This is a genomic window from Metabacillus dongyingensis, from assembly GCF_019933155.2.
GTDB lineage: Bacteria > Bacillota > Bacilli > Bacillales > Bacillaceae > Bacillus_P > Bacillus_P dongyingensis.
Map to the genome: position 1 here is coordinate 3264778 of NZ_CP082944.1, position 18741 is coordinate 3283518.

22 protein-coding genes and 3 pseudogenes are annotated in these 18741 nt (G+C 39.5%); 6 read left to right on the forward strand and 19 right to left on the reverse strand.

The window, feature by feature from the left end:
- Positions 1-162: 162 nt before the first annotated feature.
- A complete protein-coding gene (cspD, locus tag K8L98_RS16000) occupies positions 163-363 on the forward strand; it encodes a cold-shock protein CspD (protein WP_029280415.1) in 201 nt (66 codons plus the stop codon).
- 56 nt (positions 364-419) lie between these two features.
- Here cspD and K8L98_RS16005 read toward each other — a convergent pair whose 3' ends face one another.
- Positions 420-626, reverse strand: coding sequence for a hypothetical protein (locus K8L98_RS16005; RefSeq protein ID WP_223436120.1), 207 nt, complete (start codon positions 624-626; stop codon positions 420-422).
- A 213-nt stretch (positions 627-839) separates the two neighbouring features.
- Here K8L98_RS16005 and K8L98_RS16010 point away from each other — a divergent pair, with 213 nt between their 5' ends.
- Positions 840-1106, forward strand: coding sequence for a DUF2564 family protein (locus K8L98_RS16010; RefSeq protein WP_223436123.1), 267 nt, complete (start codon positions 840-842; stop codon positions 1104-1106).
- A gap of 42 nt (positions 1107-1148) precedes the next feature.
- Here the strand turns inward: K8L98_RS16010 and K8L98_RS16015 are convergent, their stop codons facing one another.
- Together K8L98_RS16015 and K8L98_RS16020 are read right to left on the reverse strand one after the other, a co-directional pair.
- Complete coding sequence (locus K8L98_RS16015) at positions 1149-1325, reverse strand: zinc-finger domain-containing protein (protein ID WP_223436125.1); 177 nt, start codon at positions 1323-1325, stop codon at positions 1149-1151.
- A gap of 14 nt (positions 1326-1339) precedes the next feature.
- Positions 1340-2005, reverse strand: a complete 666-nt coding sequence (locus K8L98_RS16020; protein WP_223436127.1) for a reverse transcriptase-like protein — start codon at positions 2003-2005, stop codon at positions 1340-1342.
- A 342-nt stretch (positions 2006-2347) separates the two neighbouring features.
- Here K8L98_RS16020 and K8L98_RS16030 point away from each other — a divergent pair, with 342 nt between their 5' ends.
- On the forward strand, positions 2348-2743 hold the full coding sequence (locus K8L98_RS16030; protein ID WP_223436128.1) for a reverse transcriptase-like protein: 396 nt from the start codon (positions 2348-2350) through the stop codon (positions 2741-2743).
- A 73-nt stretch (positions 2744-2816) separates the two neighbouring features.
- Positions 2817-3722: a DMT family transporter gene (locus K8L98_RS16035; protein ID WP_338036983.1), complete on the forward strand. Its 906-nt coding sequence runs from the start codon at positions 2817-2819 to the stop codon at positions 3720-3722.
- A 175-nt stretch (positions 3723-3897) separates the two neighbouring features.
- Here K8L98_RS16035 and K8L98_RS16040 read toward each other — a convergent pair whose 3' ends face one another.
- From K8L98_RS16040 to K8L98_RS26905, 8 genes and pseudogenes are all read right to left on the reverse strand, one after another.
- Entirely contained in the window at positions 3898-4173 is a 276-nt protein-coding gene (locus K8L98_RS16040) for a DUF6123 family protein (RefSeq protein WP_223436130.1), read from the reverse strand.
- 79 nt (positions 4174-4252) lie between these two features.
- Positions 4253-4915, reverse strand: coding sequence for an oxidoreductase (locus K8L98_RS16045; protein ID WP_223436132.1), 663 nt, complete (start codon positions 4913-4915; stop codon positions 4253-4255).
- Positions 4916-4981: 66 nt separating this feature from the next.
- The gene (locus tag K8L98_RS16050) at positions 4982-5878 is read right to left on the reverse strand and encodes a 5'-3' exonuclease (RefSeq protein WP_223436133.1); all 897 of its coding nucleotides are present in this window, start codon (positions 5876-5878) and stop codon (positions 4982-4984) included.
- A gap of 127 nt (positions 5879-6005) precedes the next feature.
- The gene (locus K8L98_RS16055; protein WP_223436135.1) at positions 6006-6149 is read right to left on the reverse strand and encodes a hypothetical protein; all 144 of its coding nucleotides are present in this window, start codon (positions 6147-6149) and stop codon (positions 6006-6008) included.
- Positions 6150-6218: 69 nt separating this feature from the next.
- Positions 6219-6494 (reverse strand): DUF2533 family protein, encoded by a 276-nt coding sequence (locus tag K8L98_RS16060; protein ID WP_223436137.1) that lies wholly within the window; start codon positions 6492-6494, stop codon positions 6219-6221.
- A complete protein-coding gene (locus K8L98_RS16065; RefSeq protein ID WP_223436139.1) occupies positions 6478-6678 on the reverse strand; it encodes a hypothetical protein in 201 nt (66 codons plus the stop codon). The genes K8L98_RS16060 and K8L98_RS16065 overlap by 17 nt, the downstream gene beginning before the upstream one ends.
- Positions 6679-7630: 952 nt before the next feature.
- Positions 7631-8407, reverse strand: a pseudogene (locus K8L98_RS26900) (dynamin family protein); the annotation flags it as partial.
- Positions 8408-9658: 1251 nt separating this feature from the next.
- A pseudogene (locus tag K8L98_RS26905) lies at positions 9659-10246 on the reverse strand (dynamin family protein); the annotation flags it as partial.
- A 176-nt stretch (positions 10247-10422) separates the two neighbouring features.
- Here K8L98_RS26905 and K8L98_RS16075 point away from each other — a divergent pair.
- Positions 10423-10815, forward strand: coding sequence for a sporulation protein (locus K8L98_RS16075; protein WP_223436142.1), 393 nt, complete (start codon positions 10423-10425; stop codon positions 10813-10815).
- Positions 10816-11146: 331 nt separating this feature from the next.
- Here the strand turns inward: K8L98_RS16075 and K8L98_RS16080 are convergent, their stop codons facing one another.
- The 5 genes and pseudogenes from K8L98_RS16080 to K8L98_RS16100 form a co-directional block, all read right to left on the reverse strand.
- Positions 11147-12376 carry a cation:proton antiporter gene (locus K8L98_RS16080; protein WP_223436144.1) on the reverse strand — a complete coding sequence of 410 codons (1230 nt, stop codon included), beginning with the start codon at positions 12374-12376 and terminating at the stop codon, positions 11147-11149.
- Positions 12377-12392: 16 nt separating this feature from the next.
- Positions 12393-12881, reverse strand: coding sequence for a cation:proton antiporter regulatory subunit (locus tag K8L98_RS16085; protein WP_223436146.1), 489 nt, complete (start codon positions 12879-12881; stop codon positions 12393-12395).
- Positions 12882-13018: 137 nt separating this feature from the next.
- Positions 13019-13645, reverse strand: coding sequence for a metal-dependent hydrolase (locus K8L98_RS16090; RefSeq protein WP_223436148.1), 627 nt, complete (start codon positions 13643-13645; stop codon positions 13019-13021).
- 235 nt (positions 13646-13880) lie between these two features.
- Entirely contained in the window at positions 13881-14516 is a 636-nt protein-coding gene (locus K8L98_RS16095) for an FMN-dependent NADH-azoreductase (RefSeq protein ID WP_223436150.1), read from the reverse strand.
- Positions 14517-14915: 399 nt separating this feature from the next.
- A pseudogene (locus K8L98_RS16100) lies at positions 14916-15349 on the reverse strand (SgcJ/EcaC family oxidoreductase).
- A 104-nt stretch (positions 15350-15453) separates the two neighbouring features.
- Here K8L98_RS16100 and K8L98_RS16105 point away from each other — a divergent pair.
- Positions 15454-15753 (forward strand): hypothetical protein, encoded by a 300-nt coding sequence (locus tag K8L98_RS16105; RefSeq protein WP_223436152.1) that lies wholly within the window; start codon positions 15454-15456, stop codon positions 15751-15753.
- A gap of 275 nt (positions 15754-16028) precedes the next feature.
- On the opposite strand, the gene K8L98_RS16110 is transcribed toward K8L98_RS16105, so the two are convergent.
- The 3 genes from K8L98_RS16110 to K8L98_RS16120 all read right to left on the reverse strand — a co-directional run bounded on the left by K8L98_RS16110 (position 16029) and on the right by K8L98_RS16120 (position 18673).
- Positions 16029-16586 (reverse strand): isoprenylcysteine carboxyl methyltransferase family protein, encoded by a 558-nt coding sequence (locus K8L98_RS16110; RefSeq protein WP_223443518.1) that lies wholly within the window; start codon positions 16584-16586, stop codon positions 16029-16031.
- Positions 16586-17686: a type III polyketide synthase gene (locus K8L98_RS16115; RefSeq protein ID WP_223436154.1), complete on the reverse strand. Its 1101-nt coding sequence runs from the start codon at positions 17684-17686 to the stop codon at positions 16586-16588. The genes K8L98_RS16110 and K8L98_RS16115 overlap by 1 nt, the downstream gene beginning before the upstream one ends.
- A 444-nt stretch (positions 17687-18130) precedes the next feature.
- A complete protein-coding gene (locus K8L98_RS16120) occupies positions 18131-18673 on the reverse strand; it encodes a GNAT family N-acetyltransferase (RefSeq protein ID WP_223436156.1) in 543 nt (180 codons plus the stop codon).
- Positions 18674-18741 lie beyond the last annotated feature (68 nt).

An 18741-nucleotide genomic window follows, 5' to 3' on the forward strand; every position in this document is an offset into this window, starting at 1 on the left:
CTTGACGACAAATTTTCAATAGTGTATATTAAAATCATCATTTAGCTAATAGTTAGTGAGCTATTGTTGTAATAAACAATGTTTACGCATACATATTTGCTGCATGATAAATATTTCCAGGTAGCAACACCTTGTGCTACAGTATTAGGAGGATAAAGTACTATGCAAAACGGTAAAGTAAAATGGTTCAACAACGAAAAAGGTTTCGGTTTTATCGAAGTTGAAGGCGGAGACGATGTATTTGTACATTTCTCAGCTATCGAAGGCGACGGCTACAAGTCTTTAGAAGAAGGACAGGAAGTCTCTTTTGAAATCGTTGAAGGAAACCGTGGACCACAAGCTGCTAACGTTGTGAAATTATAATTACAAACGTACATTATATTTGATCATATACGATGCAAGAAAGAGGCTGAGTTAACTCAGCCTCTTTCTTTCGTGAAATCCTGGCTGATCATTAAGTATTCCACTGCCTTTATATTCTGTTTAAGCTTTTTTTCGATTCTGCTTACTTCAAACTGATTAAAAACATTTCCGTTCTTCGCCATAAACAGCAGCATGTCCAAATCTCCATATATCTCATAAAATGCATTTTTAACATCTTCATTTATGCTGACCCTGGTTCTCATGGAAAGCTATCTCCCTCCTTATCCAATCGTCCTTCTAGTCTAAAAGATTCAATTTTATTTTATATGCAACATAATTCTGTTATAAGGAACGAGAATCCTTCTTTTTAACGAATTATTTTTTATTCTGAAAATTCATTTTGTTCCTTTAGACTCATTTTTCAGATGTATATTTTAAGGAAGATGTCGAACGATAAGTAAGTGGAGGTGACTAACATGGACCAGATTAATCATACAGGCCTTATCAGCGGCTTCAATAATCTAAAACAATTAGAAATGGCTGTAGCAGCGGCACAAAAAATGACAGGATCTGCAACGATGAGCATGGATCCTGAGGCGATTCAAAACGCGGAAAAAGCACTTCAGGATGCAAAAGCTATCTATCAGACTGCAGGGGATACAGGAGTTGACCAGGACTTTCTCAGCAATCAGAATGAACTTCTTCTGCAATGCGAGCACCAGCTTAACGAGGCGAAACAATAGTAAGCATATAAAAATCCGCTGAATTTAGATGTCAGCGGATTTTTATGTCAGCTTCTTGCCGTATTCTTTTATTTTTTGACCAACCGTGCATTCTTCAATACAGAAAGAATGAGCATACTTTTTTCCGTATTCCTTGCGAAAATGCTTCTTTAATAAACAATCCGTACAATAGGTGTCGAGCAGCTGGTCGATTTCACAAACAACTTGTTTTTTCTCCAATTCATTCAACTCCATCAATCGCTGTCAAGCTTCCATTCACTTGCAATTGTTATTCCTTTTAATCCTTGTCCTGCAAGCTTATCTGCTTCTTCGTTTTCTTTTCGAGCAATTTGCATGCATATTGGACGCACTTTCATTTTTTTCAGCGCTGCTTCAATTTTATCAAGCCAGCGGGTGTAAGCTTCTTCATAGACAGGCCACTCTCCGGACAGCTGGTTAAGCACAACTTGCGAATCTCCTTTGAACGTTACATCCTGATAACGTACGCCGAGTTCATCAAGTTTTTGCACCATAAAGTAAACCGCCATGTATTCTGCTTCGTTATTGGATTCTGCACCATCAGCTTTTGCACTGAATCTCATTCTTGTCCTTTTCTCGTTGATTGTATAATAGATCACAGCGCCAAGACCTGCTTCTTTTGTTTGTTTATTGTAGTTGCCGTCAAAATAAGCTTCAACGTCGACAGGCTCATGCACGACTTCCAATTTTAATTTCTTTAATTCTTTAAGTGACCATGCTGTGCCGCGTGTATCAATAAATTCTATTGATTTCACCCTGCCGGTTTTTTCGAGATCATCACCAATTACAATGGCTGAATCAAGATCTGTTTCGTTATCAGATGTAAAAAGTAAGTTCTTTTTTTTCGGGCTGATGTACATCCAGTGTATGAGATATTTCACCTGTTCCACTCCTAATTCGGCTGAGCATTATATGCATTAGTTTTGCTCATACCATCAAATGTATTCACTGTGCTATAATCATATTCGGTAATTAACCAATGCGCTTGCCGTTTGATCAAAAAACAGCCTATACGAAAGGAGCTTAACTAAACATTTAAGCAAGGAGAGAGACTGTATCCCAATTGAAATCTTATGGCTTGGTTTCACGTAAATCAATTTTAGCATTGTTCTTTTGTTTTATAAACTATTCGGCAAAAGGGGATTGTTTGTCTGGATTTTCAATTAACCATTCGTCTTTTTTGTAAAAATTGCAGCCCAATGAGTAAGGAGTTGAAGACATAGATGATCGAAGTATATGTAGACGGTGCTAGTGCAGGAGATCCTGGGCCTTCAGGAGCCGGCATTTTCATTAAAGGGCACGGCAAAGGGGAAAAGTTCTCAGTCCCTCTTGGCATCATGACGAATCATGAAGCCGAGTATCATGCCCTAATAAAAAGCCTGGAAATTTGTCTTGAGAAAGGATTTTCGATTATTTCAGTCAGAACGGATTCACAGCTTGTAGAACGTGCTGTTGAAAAGGAATATGTGAAAAATCCAGCTTTCGTTCCGCTGCTTGAGAAGGTTCTAGGCTTAAAAAATCAATTTGAGCTGTTTTTTATTAAATGGATTCCGAGCAAACAAAACAGTGTAGCCGATCAGCTGTCACGAGATGCCATTCGGCTGAATGGAGATACATAATGATGAAGCTGAAAAAATCTTCAGTTGCCGATCAGCTGTCACGAGATGCCATTCGGCTGAATGGAGATACATAATGATGAAGCTGAAAAAATCTTCAGTTGCCGATCTCAGTCTCTTGTTAGTAGCTTTTATATGGGGATCTACGTTTGTGATTGTCCAAAAAGCCATTCACTTTATGCCGCCGCACTTTTTTAATGGCATTCGTTTTTTTGCTGCAGCCGTTATTCTGACTATGATTAGTATAAGAGTAACCCGCTTTCGACTTTCAAAAGACACATTGCTTGCCGGAATGTCGCTTGGTGTCTTTTTGTTTTTAGGATACGCCTTTCAGACTGTCGGCTTGTTGTATACAACCTCTTCAAAAACTGGATTTATTACTGGTTTAAGTGTGATGATCGTTCCTCTATTGTCCATCTGGCTTCTTAGGGAACGCGCCAGAAAAACAGTTTATTTTGCAGCTGGACTTGGAACAGCAGGCTTGTATCTTTTAACCCTGAGTGATTTCTCATCACTAAATATTGGAGATTTGCTTGTTCTCTTTTGCGCCGCTGCGTTTGCTTTGCATATTATCTTTACAGGGAGGTTTTCCGGCAGTCATGATGCTTGGATGCTGACGATCGTTCAGCTTTCAACGGTTTCTATCCTGAGCTTTCTTGCTTCCGGGGTATTTGAAGCTGCAAATGTGAAAGAGAATTTCGGCAGCATGTTTACATTTGAAGTTCTGTTTGCCCTTATCATTACCGCCTTATTTGCAACTGCATTCGCCTTTTTCGTTCAAACAAAGCTTCAGCAGTACACAACAGCATCAAGAGTTGCTCTCATTTATGCCTCAGAGCCAGTGTTCGCTGCTTTAACCGCTTTTATTTTCATTGGAGAGCGAATGACAGTATACGGCATGATCGGCTGTCTGCTTATATTGGCAGCTATGCTTACAGCTGAATGGAAGCAAAACAGCACGGAAGAATCTCTTTCCATATAAAAATCCCGGGATTCCCGAGATTTTTTTAAAACGCAATTATAAAATTATATGAATTGATGGCAAGCGGAAGCGCCTGAATCCTCGTCAGAAGGCTCTCAAAAAAAGTCAAATCCTTACTTTTCCGTCGGAGCCTTGTCTGTCATGCCTGTGCGACAAATCCGCTTCCGCTTTCTAATTAGATTAAATTCAGTTTTTGTGCCACAAGAACTGCCTGTGTGCGGTTTTTTGCCTTTTCTTTTGTCAGCCTTTCAAGAAGTGAGACAAAGAATGAGCCGTCAAATTCCTTCTGTGCTTTTAATGTCAGCTCAATCGCAGCTATGACCAGCTCGTCCTCGGCACCAGTGTAATGTTTGCCGAACTCGATAAAGCCAAGAGCATCTTCCTTAAGCTGAAATCCTTTATCTTTTAAATGCAGCAAATAATCTTTAACCGACTGTTTCGTATGTAGCAAGCAGACCCCGCCTTAGGTGTAAAGTTTCATCCATCCTAATTTTAGCTGATGGATAAAAAAATTTCTATACCATTTCTCCCTAGTAATAACCTATTTCATGAATTTCATCTGATTGAAAAGTGATAACGAGCGGATCATTATTTTGCGCTTCTTTAACCATTGCTTTTGCAACTGTTTTTGCATGGATGGGTTTCATTATTTTTAATTTTCCGACAAAAAGAAATCCAAAACTTTTAGCCATCCATACGCCTAACTTTTCTCCGAAACGAAATTCTTCCCTGTCACCAAGCAGCAGAGACGGCCTGAACAAGATAACCGAAGGCAGACCGAGATTCCTTAAGGCATCCTCCATCTGTCCTTTTACTCGATTATAGTAAAACAGTGAATCACAATCGGCTCCGACAGCAGAGACGGCAAGGACTTTTTTAACACCTTGCTGTTTGGCCAGACGGGCTGCTTCTACTGCATATTCAAAATCCACTTTATAAAACGCTTCCTTGGATTTGGCTTGCTTCATCGTGGTACCTAAACAAATAAACAATTCATCTGCGGCAAATTCACTGCCATACTGAGATAATTGATCAAAATCGGGTATGATTGTATTTTTATGTTTGGCATTTTCATGGGTTAATGGCTTTCTTGTAATCGTCTTCACTTCTGAGTACTGCTTAGATGCAAGCAGGAGGCTGAGCAATTCTGTTCCTATCAAACCGGTTGCTCCAATAATCAATGCTTTCTTCACGATCGCCACTCCAATCTTATACTTAGAATCATAAAGGAATCAGAGCAATTAATCAAAAAAGAGAGGTCACATTGCCTCTCTCACTGCCAGGGCATCTGATAAAAACGTATGCAGCCCTCTAAGTTCCATTTCCTCAATCATCTGAACAGCGCGGTTATGCTCAACGTTCAAAAGGGCTTCATTAAGCGGGCACTCTACTGGAACATCACACGTAATTTCAGCTAGTTTCCTTGATAAATGAAGCATTTCAAGATCCTGTTCAATCTTAGATCGCTGAGCTTTGGTCAGCTCTTCTAAGCTGCTTAGCAGGCCTTCTATAGACTTGTATTTCGCAATCAGTTTATATGCTGTTTTTTCTCCAATCCCGCGAACGCCGGGATAGTTATCACTGCTGTCTCCCATTAGTCCTTTTACATCGATAAGATGAGCGGGAAGAATGCCTGTTTCTTCTGTGAAGAAGTCGTGCGTATAAACTTTATACTGCCCGATTCCTTTTTGCATTAGGACAACCTGTACATCCTCAGTTAATAACTGCAGCAGATCACGGTCACCTGTCAAAATGGAGACATTCATTTCCCCTCCGTAAAGTTTCGCAAGTGTGCCGATGCAATCATCTGCCTCATAGCCTGCAAGTCCAACATTCGGTATGTTTAAAGCTTCAACAACTTCTTTAGCCAGATCAAACTGAGGAAGCATTTCAACTGGAGCTTCCGGACGGTTTGCTTTATAGTGGTCAAACAATTCTGTGCGATACGTTTTGCTCCCCATATCCCAGCAGCAAATCACATGACTCGGGTTAAAGTGTTTAATTGATGCCAGTAAATGCTTTAAAAAACCGTTCACTGCATTCGTCGGCACCCCTTTGCTGTTGATCATAAAATTGCCGTAAACAGATGTTGCATAAAAAGCTCTAAAAAGAAGCGCCATGCCATCTACTATTAATAAATGCTGTTTATTTTTCATCTATTATCAAGTCTCCTATCTAAAAAAATCAAGTACCTCTATCATATCATAATAAGTGGGACAGACTGAAAGGGAAAAACATGAAAAAGACCCTCACCATTTGTGAAGGCCTTTTGTGTTTTGATATCTATTTAGACTCCTGGTTCTTTTTGCTGTTCATTTTTTTCACTTCTGTTTCTGCATAAGAAGCGAATTCTTCGTTAAAGCCATTTTTCTTTTTAGCATTGTTGTTGCGCTGTGCATTTGCATTTCCGCTTTTCGTTCTGCCCATTTTTAACACCTCTTTTCAGTTGTGCTAGTCTTAGGATTTCCGTAAAGCGGGTATGATTACACGCAGAAGTTATTGGTTATCTGCAGGGTATTTTCGCTGTACAAACTCTCGGACCATTTCATCAGAGACCCGTTTTCTTGTCGGTATGATGCCCTGTTTAGCAAGTTCATTGATCTCAGCTGTAACGGCATTGATGCCGACAACAGAGAATGGCTGTGAGTGTCTGCATTGCTGAACGGCCTGTTCAATAAGCGCTTCTCTTTTTTCTTCTAACGCTATAAATGCGGAAACAATCGCATGTTGTTTTTTACTGTGAGCTGAAATTTCTTCATGTACGTTTGTCATTGGTCAAGTCTCCTCTTTTTTTCATCAGGTTCAGTACTTTTTCAGTAGGTGTCCAGCAATCGAAAGAATAATCCGGCTTTGTTTCAAAACCGAGCCGGCCGCAGCGGTACATCATTTTTCCGCCGCTGCGGAAGCTTTGAAAATGAGTACATGCGGCACAAACCTGATATTGTTTACTGTTCATCTCTTTCTAGCTCCATCATAATTTGCTTTAGAGTCAGATTTCCTTTTTGATGCAGGGTTAAATCATTGTTTGTATAAGCAGATAAAAGAGCCTCGTAGTAATTCTCTGCCTGATTGGCAAGGTTCTCAAGCAGCAGGCTGCATTCATTCATGAACTGCTCTAGATAATACTCGCCAAATTGATCCTGGTGTGCTGATAAGATATCCGTTATCGGCGTGTCGAGTTTTCCCTGCAGCTCGTCACTCATGGTTTTCTTTTCATTTTTTTCAAAAAAGGATTTCGTGTTTTTAAATTTTTTCAATGGCTGGCGGATTTCCGCTGATTTTATGTCTTTTAATGCAGCTTGCAGCTTTGGTGTATGAAACTTGGTGAATTCAGGCATTGATGTCCGGAGCTCGTTATTAGTCAATGCAATCTCCTTGGAATGACGCTTAAACACATTCTCAAGCAGCTTGTGGGTGTACTTTTCAAGCCTTAGTGTTGTTGCCTGCAGTTCTTGCAGAACATGAAATTGCAGCGATACAAGCAGGTCCTGCAGGCAGTTCTCAAGGATTTCTTTTGTTTGTTTTGAAGATCCCGCAAAAGCTCCAGGATGAAAGGATTCTTTAAATAAGTCTGGAAACCTCAGCATCGTCCGCTGTTTGACATAAAAAAGCTGTTCTTTAATTTCCTGCAGAACCTGTTTTTGCTCAAGCTGGTGTTCATCTGTACGAAGCATGGATACGATCTCGGCACGTTCGGATGACAGTCTCTTAAGTTCATTCTTTCTCTTTTCCTGATCATCATCTGCAGCGTTCAGGATCGACTGCAATTGCTGCTTTGCAATAGACAGCTCTACTTTGGCGGACATAATCATCGAAGCGGATAAGTCGTTATTGATAAAGTGCATAAAATCATCTTGGAACTGAGTGAATTCAGATATTGCAGGGTCTGACGTTTTTTCAAGCTCCATCAAACTTGATATGCCATAAAGACGCGGATGGCGTATCTCATGGGTAAGCAGCTGCCCGGTAATATACTCTTTTACCATTTCAATTTCTTCCTTGCTCTCTGCAAGATCAATGGCGTTGATGACAAAGAACATCTTATCCATGGTAAATGTATCTTTCACGCGACCAAGCTGTTTCAGAAATTCACGGTCTCCTTTTGAAAAAGGATGATTATAATACGTAACAAATAAAATGGCATCCGCATTTTTAATGTAATCAAAGGCTACTTCTGTATGCCGCGAGTTAAAGGAGTCTGCACCCGGTGTATCAACAATCGTAATTCCATTTCGAGTGAGGGGGCTGTCAAAATAGATGATGACCTCCTCTACCATGCAGGCTTTTTCTTCATTGGCGACAAACTCTTTGTATTCCTCTCTCTCAACTGCTCTTACCGTTCCGCTGATTGAAGGGAAATCCTTTAAAGCATGAGTGTAGAGCGGGAGAAGGGATTTCAGCCTCTCATTCCCGCCTTCTAGCTCATTGAGTTTTGAAAGAGCTGAATGAACCGATTCTGCTTCTATCGAAAATAAATCGGCGATTTCCGTCAGAAATGCTTCTTCTGATTTAAACTTCACTTCAATTAAACCGTGAGGCTTATCCGCTGTAACAGGCACAATTTTGTTAATTGTCGCCGTAGTAGGCGTTGGAGAAGAAGGCAAAAGCTTTTCGCCGAGAAGGGCATTTGCAAATGACGACTTTCCTGCACTGAAAGCACCGAATAAAGCAACGGTAAAAGATTTATTTTGAAGCGATTGTGCCTTCTCTAAAAGAGAAGCCGACAGCATGTGAAAACCGGGAATATCCCGCATGGCATCTGAAGCCCTGGCAATCTGCATTGAAAAGAAATCCTGATCGAGATGGAGTTCATGCTTTGGCAGTTCTTCTGTAAGCTCATCTCTCAAGGCAGAAACAGGTTTATGAGGCTCAAGTACCCCTTCAACAGGCTCCTTCATAGGGTACTTCTGCAGCCACTCCGTAATATTGATATCTGGAAAGCTTTGCTGATCCATCAGTTCACTTAAATCATTTTTCACTTGTTCAAATGAAATCAGGCTGTGATAGGTCTCATTTAATTCTTCAAGCTGTTTGTTCGCTTCGTCAACTTCTTTTTCAAGGGCTTTTATCTGATCTGCACTCTGGTTCTTCAGATGGTGTTCAATCTCTTCGATAAGAGGCAGGACCTGCTGTTTGCACTCTTTTTTTACAGCCTCGCTTAAATCATTGGAATAGGTCAGCGTATATTGCGAGTTTACTGTTGCACCTTTATGGATTGAATCCTGCAGCAGCTGTGGCTGAATCTTTACATCGAACGATTGAATGTCATTTAAAATAACTGGATCATGGATTTCATATTCAGCACTTTTTTTCTTTAAAAGTTCAGACAAATGCCACGTTATTTGTGACTGCAAGTGACGTGTTATTTCATCAAAAAGGTCAGACTCGCGCTTTTGCCGCTCTTCCATTGTTTTCACTTTAGAGAAAAGCAGGCCGACTTTAAATCCGGGCTGTGCAGCTGCAATATATCGCTCCGCCTTGGACCTTGTTTCAAATGGAATCAAATTCGCATTTTTTAGGATATACTGAAGCTGTTCCTTCATATCAAAAACTGCGCTGTTCACTTTATCAAACAGGCTTTGAAGTGCTGAAGCAGATGCCTCTCTGTTTACTTGCACTGATTCTAATCGCTGAATTAATTCCTCTGCCTGGATGTCTTTTATCTCAAGATCGTCCTCTTTCCACTTCAAAAATTCATTTACTAATGATTTCAATGTGGACTGGGCACTCTGGACAACAAGATGATCTTCGGCGATTGTATCGCGAATGAGTTTTTTTACTGTCTGAAGCTGATTATGTGTATTTTCATGATCTACTAAAGATGTATAAAAGATATGGTTTTTAGAAAGACCGGCTCCTCCAAATGTCGTTTCGATCTGTGATCTAAAATAAGAAAAAGAAACTTCTTCCTCTCTATGTTTATCAATTTGATTCACAATCAGGTATACATTTTTGCCTTTGTGTATCATTTCACTAATAAAAGTCACATTCTCTTCAGACTGCACATGATTATAGTCTGTAACATAGAAAATCAGATCTGCAAGATGCAGTGTTGATTCTGTTGCCATCCGGTGGGCGGCATCTGTTGAATCAATGCCGGGCGTATCCATAATCACCACATTTTCAGGCAGAGCCTGATATAAATCGCTGATCTCAACTTTCATAATTTCTTCGCCCTGTTTACAATAATCTTTCACTTGCTGAATGGAATATTCTCCGTTCAATTTCAGCAGATTCCCGCTGCTGTCATGCAAAATGACCGACTTGTCCCCTTTTTGGAGCAGCACCACATTAGCACTGGTCGGGATCGGACTTGTAGGCAGAATAGATTCTTCAAGGATCGTATTGATCATTGTTGATTTACCGGCAGAAAAGTGACCGGTAAATGCAATGTGTTTTGTTTCTTTATGTACTTTATAAATAAGCTCTTTTACCTTATCTGCAGCGGCCTTATCTTCTTTCACTTTTTCGAAAACAGCAGCTGAACGCGGCAGCAGATGGTGTTTTAACGTTTTCGTGCTCATTGCCTAAACCCCTTTGTCTAGCGTATATTGCTATTTTACTTGATTTTTTGTCTTTTTCCCATCATATTATAGAATGTATGAATGGTTCTCTAGAAACCTGAAACTTTTTTTAAGCATGACTCGTATAACGAGTAATTGCAAATAGTTTTTTCAATAGCTGAAAGGTGGGCATTTTCTTGTTGTTTGGAAAGGTATTGTGTAAATTTGGAGTCGGCTCTGCAAAAATTGATCTTGTTCTAAAAGGTGATACATACTGCATCGGCGATATGATCAAAGGCGAGTATATTATTAATGGCGGTGTTGTTGAACAGCGATTAAAACGAGTTGAATCAGATCTTGTGCAGACAACTTCAGATGATGACCGCAAAATAGTGATTCATACGAATACGATTTTCTCTTCAGCTATGATTTTGGCACAGGAAAAAAAAGTGATGGGTTTCTCTTTTAAGCTTCCATCTTCCCTTCAGCCATCTGATCACCGTGTATCTTATAAATTTATTACACGGCTGGTTTTTACAGACGGCATCAGCAGTGTAGATCATGATGAAATTATCATTCAGCCTGATTAAACCCCGGCAAAAGGTGACGTTATGCTCAGGTCACCTTTTTTCATGTTTACAATTATCAATTTCAAGCCTTATTGAATACTTGCCAGGGCCTGCTCCATTATCGAGAATATGCGCTTTTTCAGGATGGTATTGTTTTATGTACCGGTAATTATTATATATTCGAGCGGTTCACGGTTTAGCCGTGTCCATTCTCGTTCAGCAAAACCGGTATCATAGTCAATCACTGACTCCATCTTTCTTCACTCTTTACAAGGAATATTCATAAATTATACCATTTAATGTTTTTGCAATATGAAAAAACGCTCTATAAATAGAACGTTTTTTTGTTTACTTAATTTTCCGGCTGTTTCATTTTAGACTCAGCTTTTTTCGTACCTTTCCATTTGAAGATTTTATTCATGAAAAGATAGATGGCTTTTGACTCTTTCGTTAACAATGGGCCTAGGATTGCTAATATCAGCACATAGAGTGCTGAGAATGGTTTTAGAATCGGCATCAGACCCCCAGCTATCCCTAAGTTAGCCATGATGATCGAAAACTCTCCTCTTGAGACGATGGTCAGTCCGATGTTTAGTGAACCTTTATGAGATAACCCGGCTCTTCTGCCTGCGATCATACCTGCTGTGATATTACCGAAAATCGTCAGTACAACAGCGCCAAGAGCAAGCCATACAGCGCCTCCAAGTGAAAATGGATCAATGCTTAGTCCGAAGCTGAAGAAAAAGAGTGCTCCGAAAAAATCACGAAAAGGAACAACTAAATGTTCAATTCGGTCGCTGTGGTCTGTTTCTGAAAACACCAGACCTAACAGCAGCGCGCCAATTGCTTCAGCAACATGGATTGTTTCTGAAAAACCGGCAATAAAGAACAGGGAAGCAAATACGACGATGATAAAGATTTCATCTGAAGAAATACTCAATAGTTTGTTTAGGATTGGTGTTGCTTTTCTGGCAACAATGAAAAATAAAAGCATGTACCCGAGGGCAATAAGAATAGAGGTTAATGCTCCGCCAATAGATGTTGCATCTCCAAGAACGAGGCCTGATACGACAGATAAGTAAACAGCTAAGAAGATATCCTCGAACATAATAATTCCCAAAATAAGTTCGGTCTCGGTGTTACCGGTTCTTCTTAAATCAACCAATACTTTAGCGACTATGGCACTGGAGGAAATTGTGATGATGCCTGCAATAATCAAGATTTCAAGCAGAGGGAATCCAGCAAGGTAGGCAAAAAGCAAACCTATAGAAAAATTTATTAAAATATAGATTGACCCGCCCATCACAATGGACTTTCCTGATTTGATCAATTTTCCGATAGAAAACTCGAGTCCCAGGTAAAAAAGGAGAAATAGAACACCCATGCGTCCCATAAACTCGATTATTTCCGCACTCTCAATGAAAGTTAAATCAATGACTCCAATCTTTGGAGCGTGAGGACCTACCAGCATTCCTAGGACTATGAGGAATGGAATAATGGAGAACTTAAATTTCCCAGCTAAAAGGGCTGCAATTGCTACTAAAACTAATGCTGTTCCTACTTCAAATACTAAATGATCCATCTATACATACTCCCCCTTAAGAAGATAATAAATTTTTAATTAGCGCTTTCAAATCCTTTCTTTCTCCTGAAATAACTAAAGTGTCACCAGCTTCGATCCGTGTTTCCGGTCCTGGATTCAATACTTTTTTCTGATTTTTTTTCATGATAGCAATGACGGTTACGCCGTACTCGTTTCGAATATCAATGTCTAAAATGGATTTATTCACAGCAGGAGCACCCGGCTCTACTTTGAACCATTCAATCACAAGATCATCAAGGGCAATTTCAATGGACTCCAAAGCTTTTGGCTTGTATACCATGCCGCCTAATATGGCTGCAACTTGTCTTGCTTCAGAATCATTAAAAGTAACACTTGAGATGCTTTCCTCATGATCATCCGCATCAAAATGATAAATTTCTCTTCTTCCATCATCGTGAATCACGATGACAATTTTATCATTTGTTTTTGTAATCACTTCAAACTTTCTGCCGATTCCGGGCAATTCACTTTCTCTGCAATTCACACCTATTCCTCCTTCACATTTTGGGCAAAAAAATAGAGGCCTTTTATAAGGTCTCCAATTTTCTTACTTTCATTGTATCGAACTTTTTTGATGTATTCAAATAGTTTGCACTTTTATTCACAAAGTATTCAAAGGTTCTAAAACTCTTTCGATGAAAACGGCAAAAAGTATTTAACCCCTCTTCTATTAAATGGAAGTACCTTCATATCTGCAATCAAATGACTTGCATACCCCGCTGTGCTCACTATAAATAAATTATCCATCCCGATTGCCTGCTCAAATTGAAAGGCAATAACTGAAAAAAAAGCAAGGCCTGCAAGAGAATGCGTGTAGCTTCGATGGGGCACAAAGGAAGCAATCACGATAAATACTCCCAGCATGATAATCCAGCTCTCCTGTAAAGAAAGACCCCCAGCAAGAACCCCAATCCCTGTCATTGTCAGCATGTGTCTTTGCCTAAAAAAAGCAGAAAGAACGATAATGGCAGTGCCTGATCCCATTCCAATCCAGATTTCATTTCCTTTCCCTTGAAAAAAACTGTACATAATCATTAAGAAACCAATAATTTGTGCAAGTGTGCGAACAAACTGATGGGAAAAAGTGATCCGATTACTTAATTTTCCGTCTATATCAATATCCGGTATAAGTGCAGTCAGTCCGCCAAGACCTGATAATATCAATGTTGTCTGCAGGTCGGTCTGCATGGAGCTTGCAATAATAAATCCTGTTCCTGCCCCAATAGCCATATGTGATGTTCCATTCATAGATGCTTCCAGTCTCCTTTTTTGTTAATCCTATTATTCTAATATAAAAAAGTCCTTCTGGGAGGACTTTTTTGGAAAAAGTTTCTGATTTATAGTTGGACTACTTTTACAGGTGACATTCCCAGTTAAGTTTTTAAAACACGAAGCACAATTTCAAATAACCTTTTTTCCTTGATCCAGTTGGGTCATTTCAGTATCCAATAAAAAAAGATCCCCCTACGGAGATCTTTAGCTATTAAAACGAATGAGCCAAGTCTTTAGCGCGTGCAATACCATTTTCTTTGATTTCTTGTGCTTTATCAGGCATTGCTGCTTGACCTTCAATGAATAAGCCATCAAATGATGGAACTCCGAAGAAATTCATCATGATTCCAATGTAACGATGTCCCATTTCCATTTCAGCTGCTGGTCCAGTTGAGTAAATACCGCCGCGAGCCTGGATGTGAAGAGCTTTTTTATCTGTTAATAAACCAACAGGTCCTTGCTCTGTGTATTTGAATGTTTTGCCTGCAACAGCTACTGAGTCAAGATATGCTTTCATAACCGGAGGGAATGAGAAGTTCCACATCGGTGTTACGAAAACATATTTGTCAGCTGAAACAAATTGTTCGCTCAGTTCTGACAGACGTCCAACTTTTGCTTTTTCTTCTGCAGAAAGCTCCTCAAAGCCTTTACCGGTTTGAAGTTTGCCCCAGCCGCTGAATACATCAGCATCGATATGCGGAATGTTCTCTTTATAAAGATCGATGTGAACGACCTCATCGTTTGAATTAACTTCTTTGTAACTATCTAAAAATGCTTTTCCTGCTGCCATGCTAAATGAAGCTGTGTCGTCATGCGGATGTGCTGTGATGTATAAAACTTTTGCCATTTTTCATTTCACCTTTCCTTGTTTAAAATTAGAGACATTTTATTATTGTATTAAATCGAAAGATTAAAACAATAAATTATGAATCTTTAAATTAAAAATCTTTAATTCGAGATAATAATATCGAATATTTTCTTCTTTGTCAATTGATTTGAATTTAAATAAAAAAGAGATATGATTTTCCTCACTCTTTTCCTTTTGGCATCTGAACTTTTTTGAAACATAAACTAAGTAACGAAGAAAAATAATATAGCTAAGACATAGAAAGCAAAGAGTTAAAAAATGCAAATCAACCCTGCATCAGACGAATCTCACTCTTATAACTCGCACAAATTTTATCTTTTTTCATGTTCATAAAAAATGACTGCCGTTCAGGACGGCAGCCGATATAAACAGATATGATCATTTTATTAATTGTCTTAACTCTTTTGTCATTTGCTCAGTCAGCTCGGGTCTGCCGTGAAATTTGGCTGGGGTATTCTGAAAAAGCTGTATGAGCCATTTATCTTCTCTTTTTACTGCGATCAGCGTCTGGTGAGTATTAACATCGGGATTCAGATCTGTCTGCCCTGGCGGAACCATTCCTGCAATGGCACCAAAATGGCTGCTTCTGTATTGAGAAGCTGCACATTTTTCACTTTGGTGATAAAGGGGGCAGTAGTATGACTTTCAAAAATAGGGCTGAGATGCCCGTAAATATCGCTGCGCCCAATTGCCAGGCTGCCGTCAAACCCAATCATTTCTCCTACTTCTGCAAATAAATCGGCCATTTCACGTGCATTACGGTTATTCCAAGCTTCTATAAGCTGATGATAAAGAATATGTATCGTATTCATGTTCATTTCCTCCCTGCGTCCTTTATTCTGATTTTACATTAAATTATTTCTCATAGAAAACATCCAGGGTTCAATACTATATAAAAAGTGAGAAGGATGAGATTATGACCGAATTTCCTGTAATTCACACAAATGTTTGGGATGCAATCGTGGCGGTACCCGCAGTTTTGATCCTAACTCAAATTTTAAAGCTCTATTTCCATATTCCTGGAAGATACGTTCCCAGTCTTGCCGGATTGCTGGGAATGGGAATCTCCATTTTCATCAGCCATCCGCATCACTTATCTTCAGGAATTTTTATGGGTTTTTTTTACGGCAGTGCAGCAGTTGGTACCTATTCTTCGCTTAAGACTTCGATCTTGGCTTACCGCGGGCGATCAAAGTATGGTGATAAATCAACATAAAAAAAACTGCCATTATGGCAGCGAATATATTTAAGAAGCAGTATTTACCTTTTTAAGTATGTAACCAATTAATGCGCTGTAGACTAAGACGGTACCTAATAGAAATAACATTGTCATTGTCTCACACAACCTTTTCACTGAGAATGATTCTTAAAATCAGTGTAGCACTAATGAAAATCATTTTCAACAAGAAAAAAGGAACCGACTGTTCAGACTCGGGCAGACAGATAAGAATTCTACCGAAAAGTCCGGGTAAGAAAGTCCCGAAAGAGACCTCATGGTTCCTCTTTTCCAGGAATAAACCTTCTTTTATTTAAAAACGACTTCTTATAATCCGTATGCTGCATCAGTGCTTTTTCTTCTTCTCGAATCCGGATGGTCAAAACTGCGGCATTGAGAACTGTGAAAAGAATGGCAGTAGCGTAAGCTTGAAAAAAAATTGGCAGAAAAAGAATTTCAACAGCTACAACTAAATAATTTGGATGCCTCATAAACCTGTATGGACCTTTTGCAACGACTTCAAGGTCCGGGACGATAATGATCTTTGTATTCCAAAAAGCCCCTAAACTGACGACCGCCCAGTACCTGATTATCTGAGTAATTAAAATAACCGGCAGGATCATCATCCAAAGCGGTGATACTTCTTTATTAAAGACAATTACTTCTAGTGTGAATGAAAGCAGAAACAGCAGATGAACGGCTACAATCAGCGGATAATGTTCCCTGCCGTGCTCTTTTCCTCCCATGCTTTTCATGTGTGCTTCGTTTCTCCTGGCAATAAATAATTCAGAGACTCTTTGAACAATGATAATAATAAGGAAGAAATAAAAAATCATACAGCTGTCTTCCATTCAACTAGTAAAAGCTCGGAGCAAAATCCTGGCCCGAGGGCTGCAATTATGCCTAAATCCGATTCCGCAGCAATCCGGCTGTTTAAGTATTCTTCCATTACGTACATAACTGTGGCAGATGACATATTTCCATGATTTTTCAGAACTTTTTTGGAAACTTGGAGCTGTTCATCGGCAAATCCAAGGCTTGATTGATAGGCTTGAAGCACTTTCTTCCCGCCTGGATGTGCTAGAAAATGTTTAATTTGCTTAAGCGGAATGTTTTCTTCTTGCAGGTAGTCTGCAACGGTCTGTTTTAGCCAGTTTTTAATAATACTCGGTATATCCCTGGAGAAAATGACGTAAAATCCGTTATTTTTAATATCCCATCCCATGACGTCTTCAGAATCCTTCATAAAGGTTGAGCGCGTAGAGAGTGTATTAGGGACAGTTTTAAGCGAAGAAAGCTCTTTTATCTTAATTCCTTCTCCTGCAAGCAGCGTACATGCTACACCATCTGCAAACAAAGAAGTGCCAATGAAGTTGCTTTTCGATAAATCATCATGCTGAAAAGTCAGGCTGCACAGTTCCACACAAACGACAATCACTTTAGCAAACGGATAGGCTTTGCAGTAGTCATGAGCTCTGGACAGACCTGATGCTCCTCCTGCGCAGCCAAGACCCCAGATAGGCACCCTTTTTGTTGAATCCTTAAAAGGCAATTGATTCATTATTTTAGCATCAATGCTCGGAGTCGAAATGCCTGTGCTTGAAATAAAGAATATCGCATCAATTTCTTCGCAGCCAATGTCTCTTTTTAAAAATTGTTTTGCAGTTAAGCAGTTGACTATCGCTTCTGTTCCAAGTGTAACCGCTGCTTCAATATACGTATTATTTTTATCCTCAAAAGAATGTTTAGAAGTATACCAGTCCATATTTTTCACGAACTGTCTGCTTTCAATGTCCCCATTTTTAAAAGCAGGCAGCAGTCTATTAATGTCTTTAAACGTTCCTTCAAATAGTTCCTTTGCGAATTCAACGGTCGCATCCTGGGGCATTTGATTCGGCGGTATACTTTTTCCTACCGACAAGATATATGCCATAAATACACCTCATTTTTCACCTAATAAGGGTACTTTTTCCATTTAGTATGAATTTTATGTAGGACTTTCCGGTGAACAAAAAAAAGCTCTTCCCGTTAAATGGGAAAAGCAACGTTTTAAAGGAGTTGTTGTTGTGCTCTTTTATTATAACCTTAAAATCCTGTTTGAAAAGAAAAGATTGAATGGGAATTAATGTATGTTAACAAGAAAAGCGGAACCGACTGGGCAGCCCCGACAGACAGATAAGAATTCACCCGAAAAGTCCGGGTTTGACTTTCCTGAGGGAATTTGTTCTGGCCGAGGGGCTAGGAGGTGGAGCTGGACAACAAGAAAAGCGGAACCGGCTGGGCAGACTCGGGCAGACAGATAAGAGTTTACCTGAAAAGTCCGTGTTCTGACCGAGGAGTGGGGACTACATATAAATACGCAAACTTTTATACTTTCCTATGCTGTAAAAAAATAGGCCATATGAATTTCATCATCAAACTTTCCATTTAGAATTACCTGATCACGCTGAATTCCTTCACTAACAAAACCATATTTTTGATACAGCTTCAGTGCAATTTCATTAGATGCAAAAACAGTTAAGCACAGTTTATGGAGATTGTTTGTTTTGCACCACTCAAGCGTAGCACTCATCAGTTCTTTGCCAATGCCAAGTCCTTGAGCAGAATCTGAAAGCCACGTCCGGAAAAGTCCTGTATGCTTTTTCATCTCCAATTCACCGCGGATGACTCTAGCAATGCCGACAATTTTACCTTTTAGTTCAACACCTAAGTAAAGGTTGTTGTTTTCTCTCATTTCGGAAATAAAGTCCACTTCTTCCTGAATAGACCTCGGTCGTTCTTTTTGTATGTACGTCCCGGAATCAATAATGCTTTTTACGGCTTGGATAATATCTTCCGCATCTTCTTCTCTTATCGGACGCAAAGTCACCTGTTCACCGTTCTTTGCTGTAAATACTGTTTTAATCTCTTGAGTAATCATGATGTTCAGCTCCTTCGGTTTAGTATATCTCAGAGACCTAAGAAGTAACACATTATACATCTTGATTC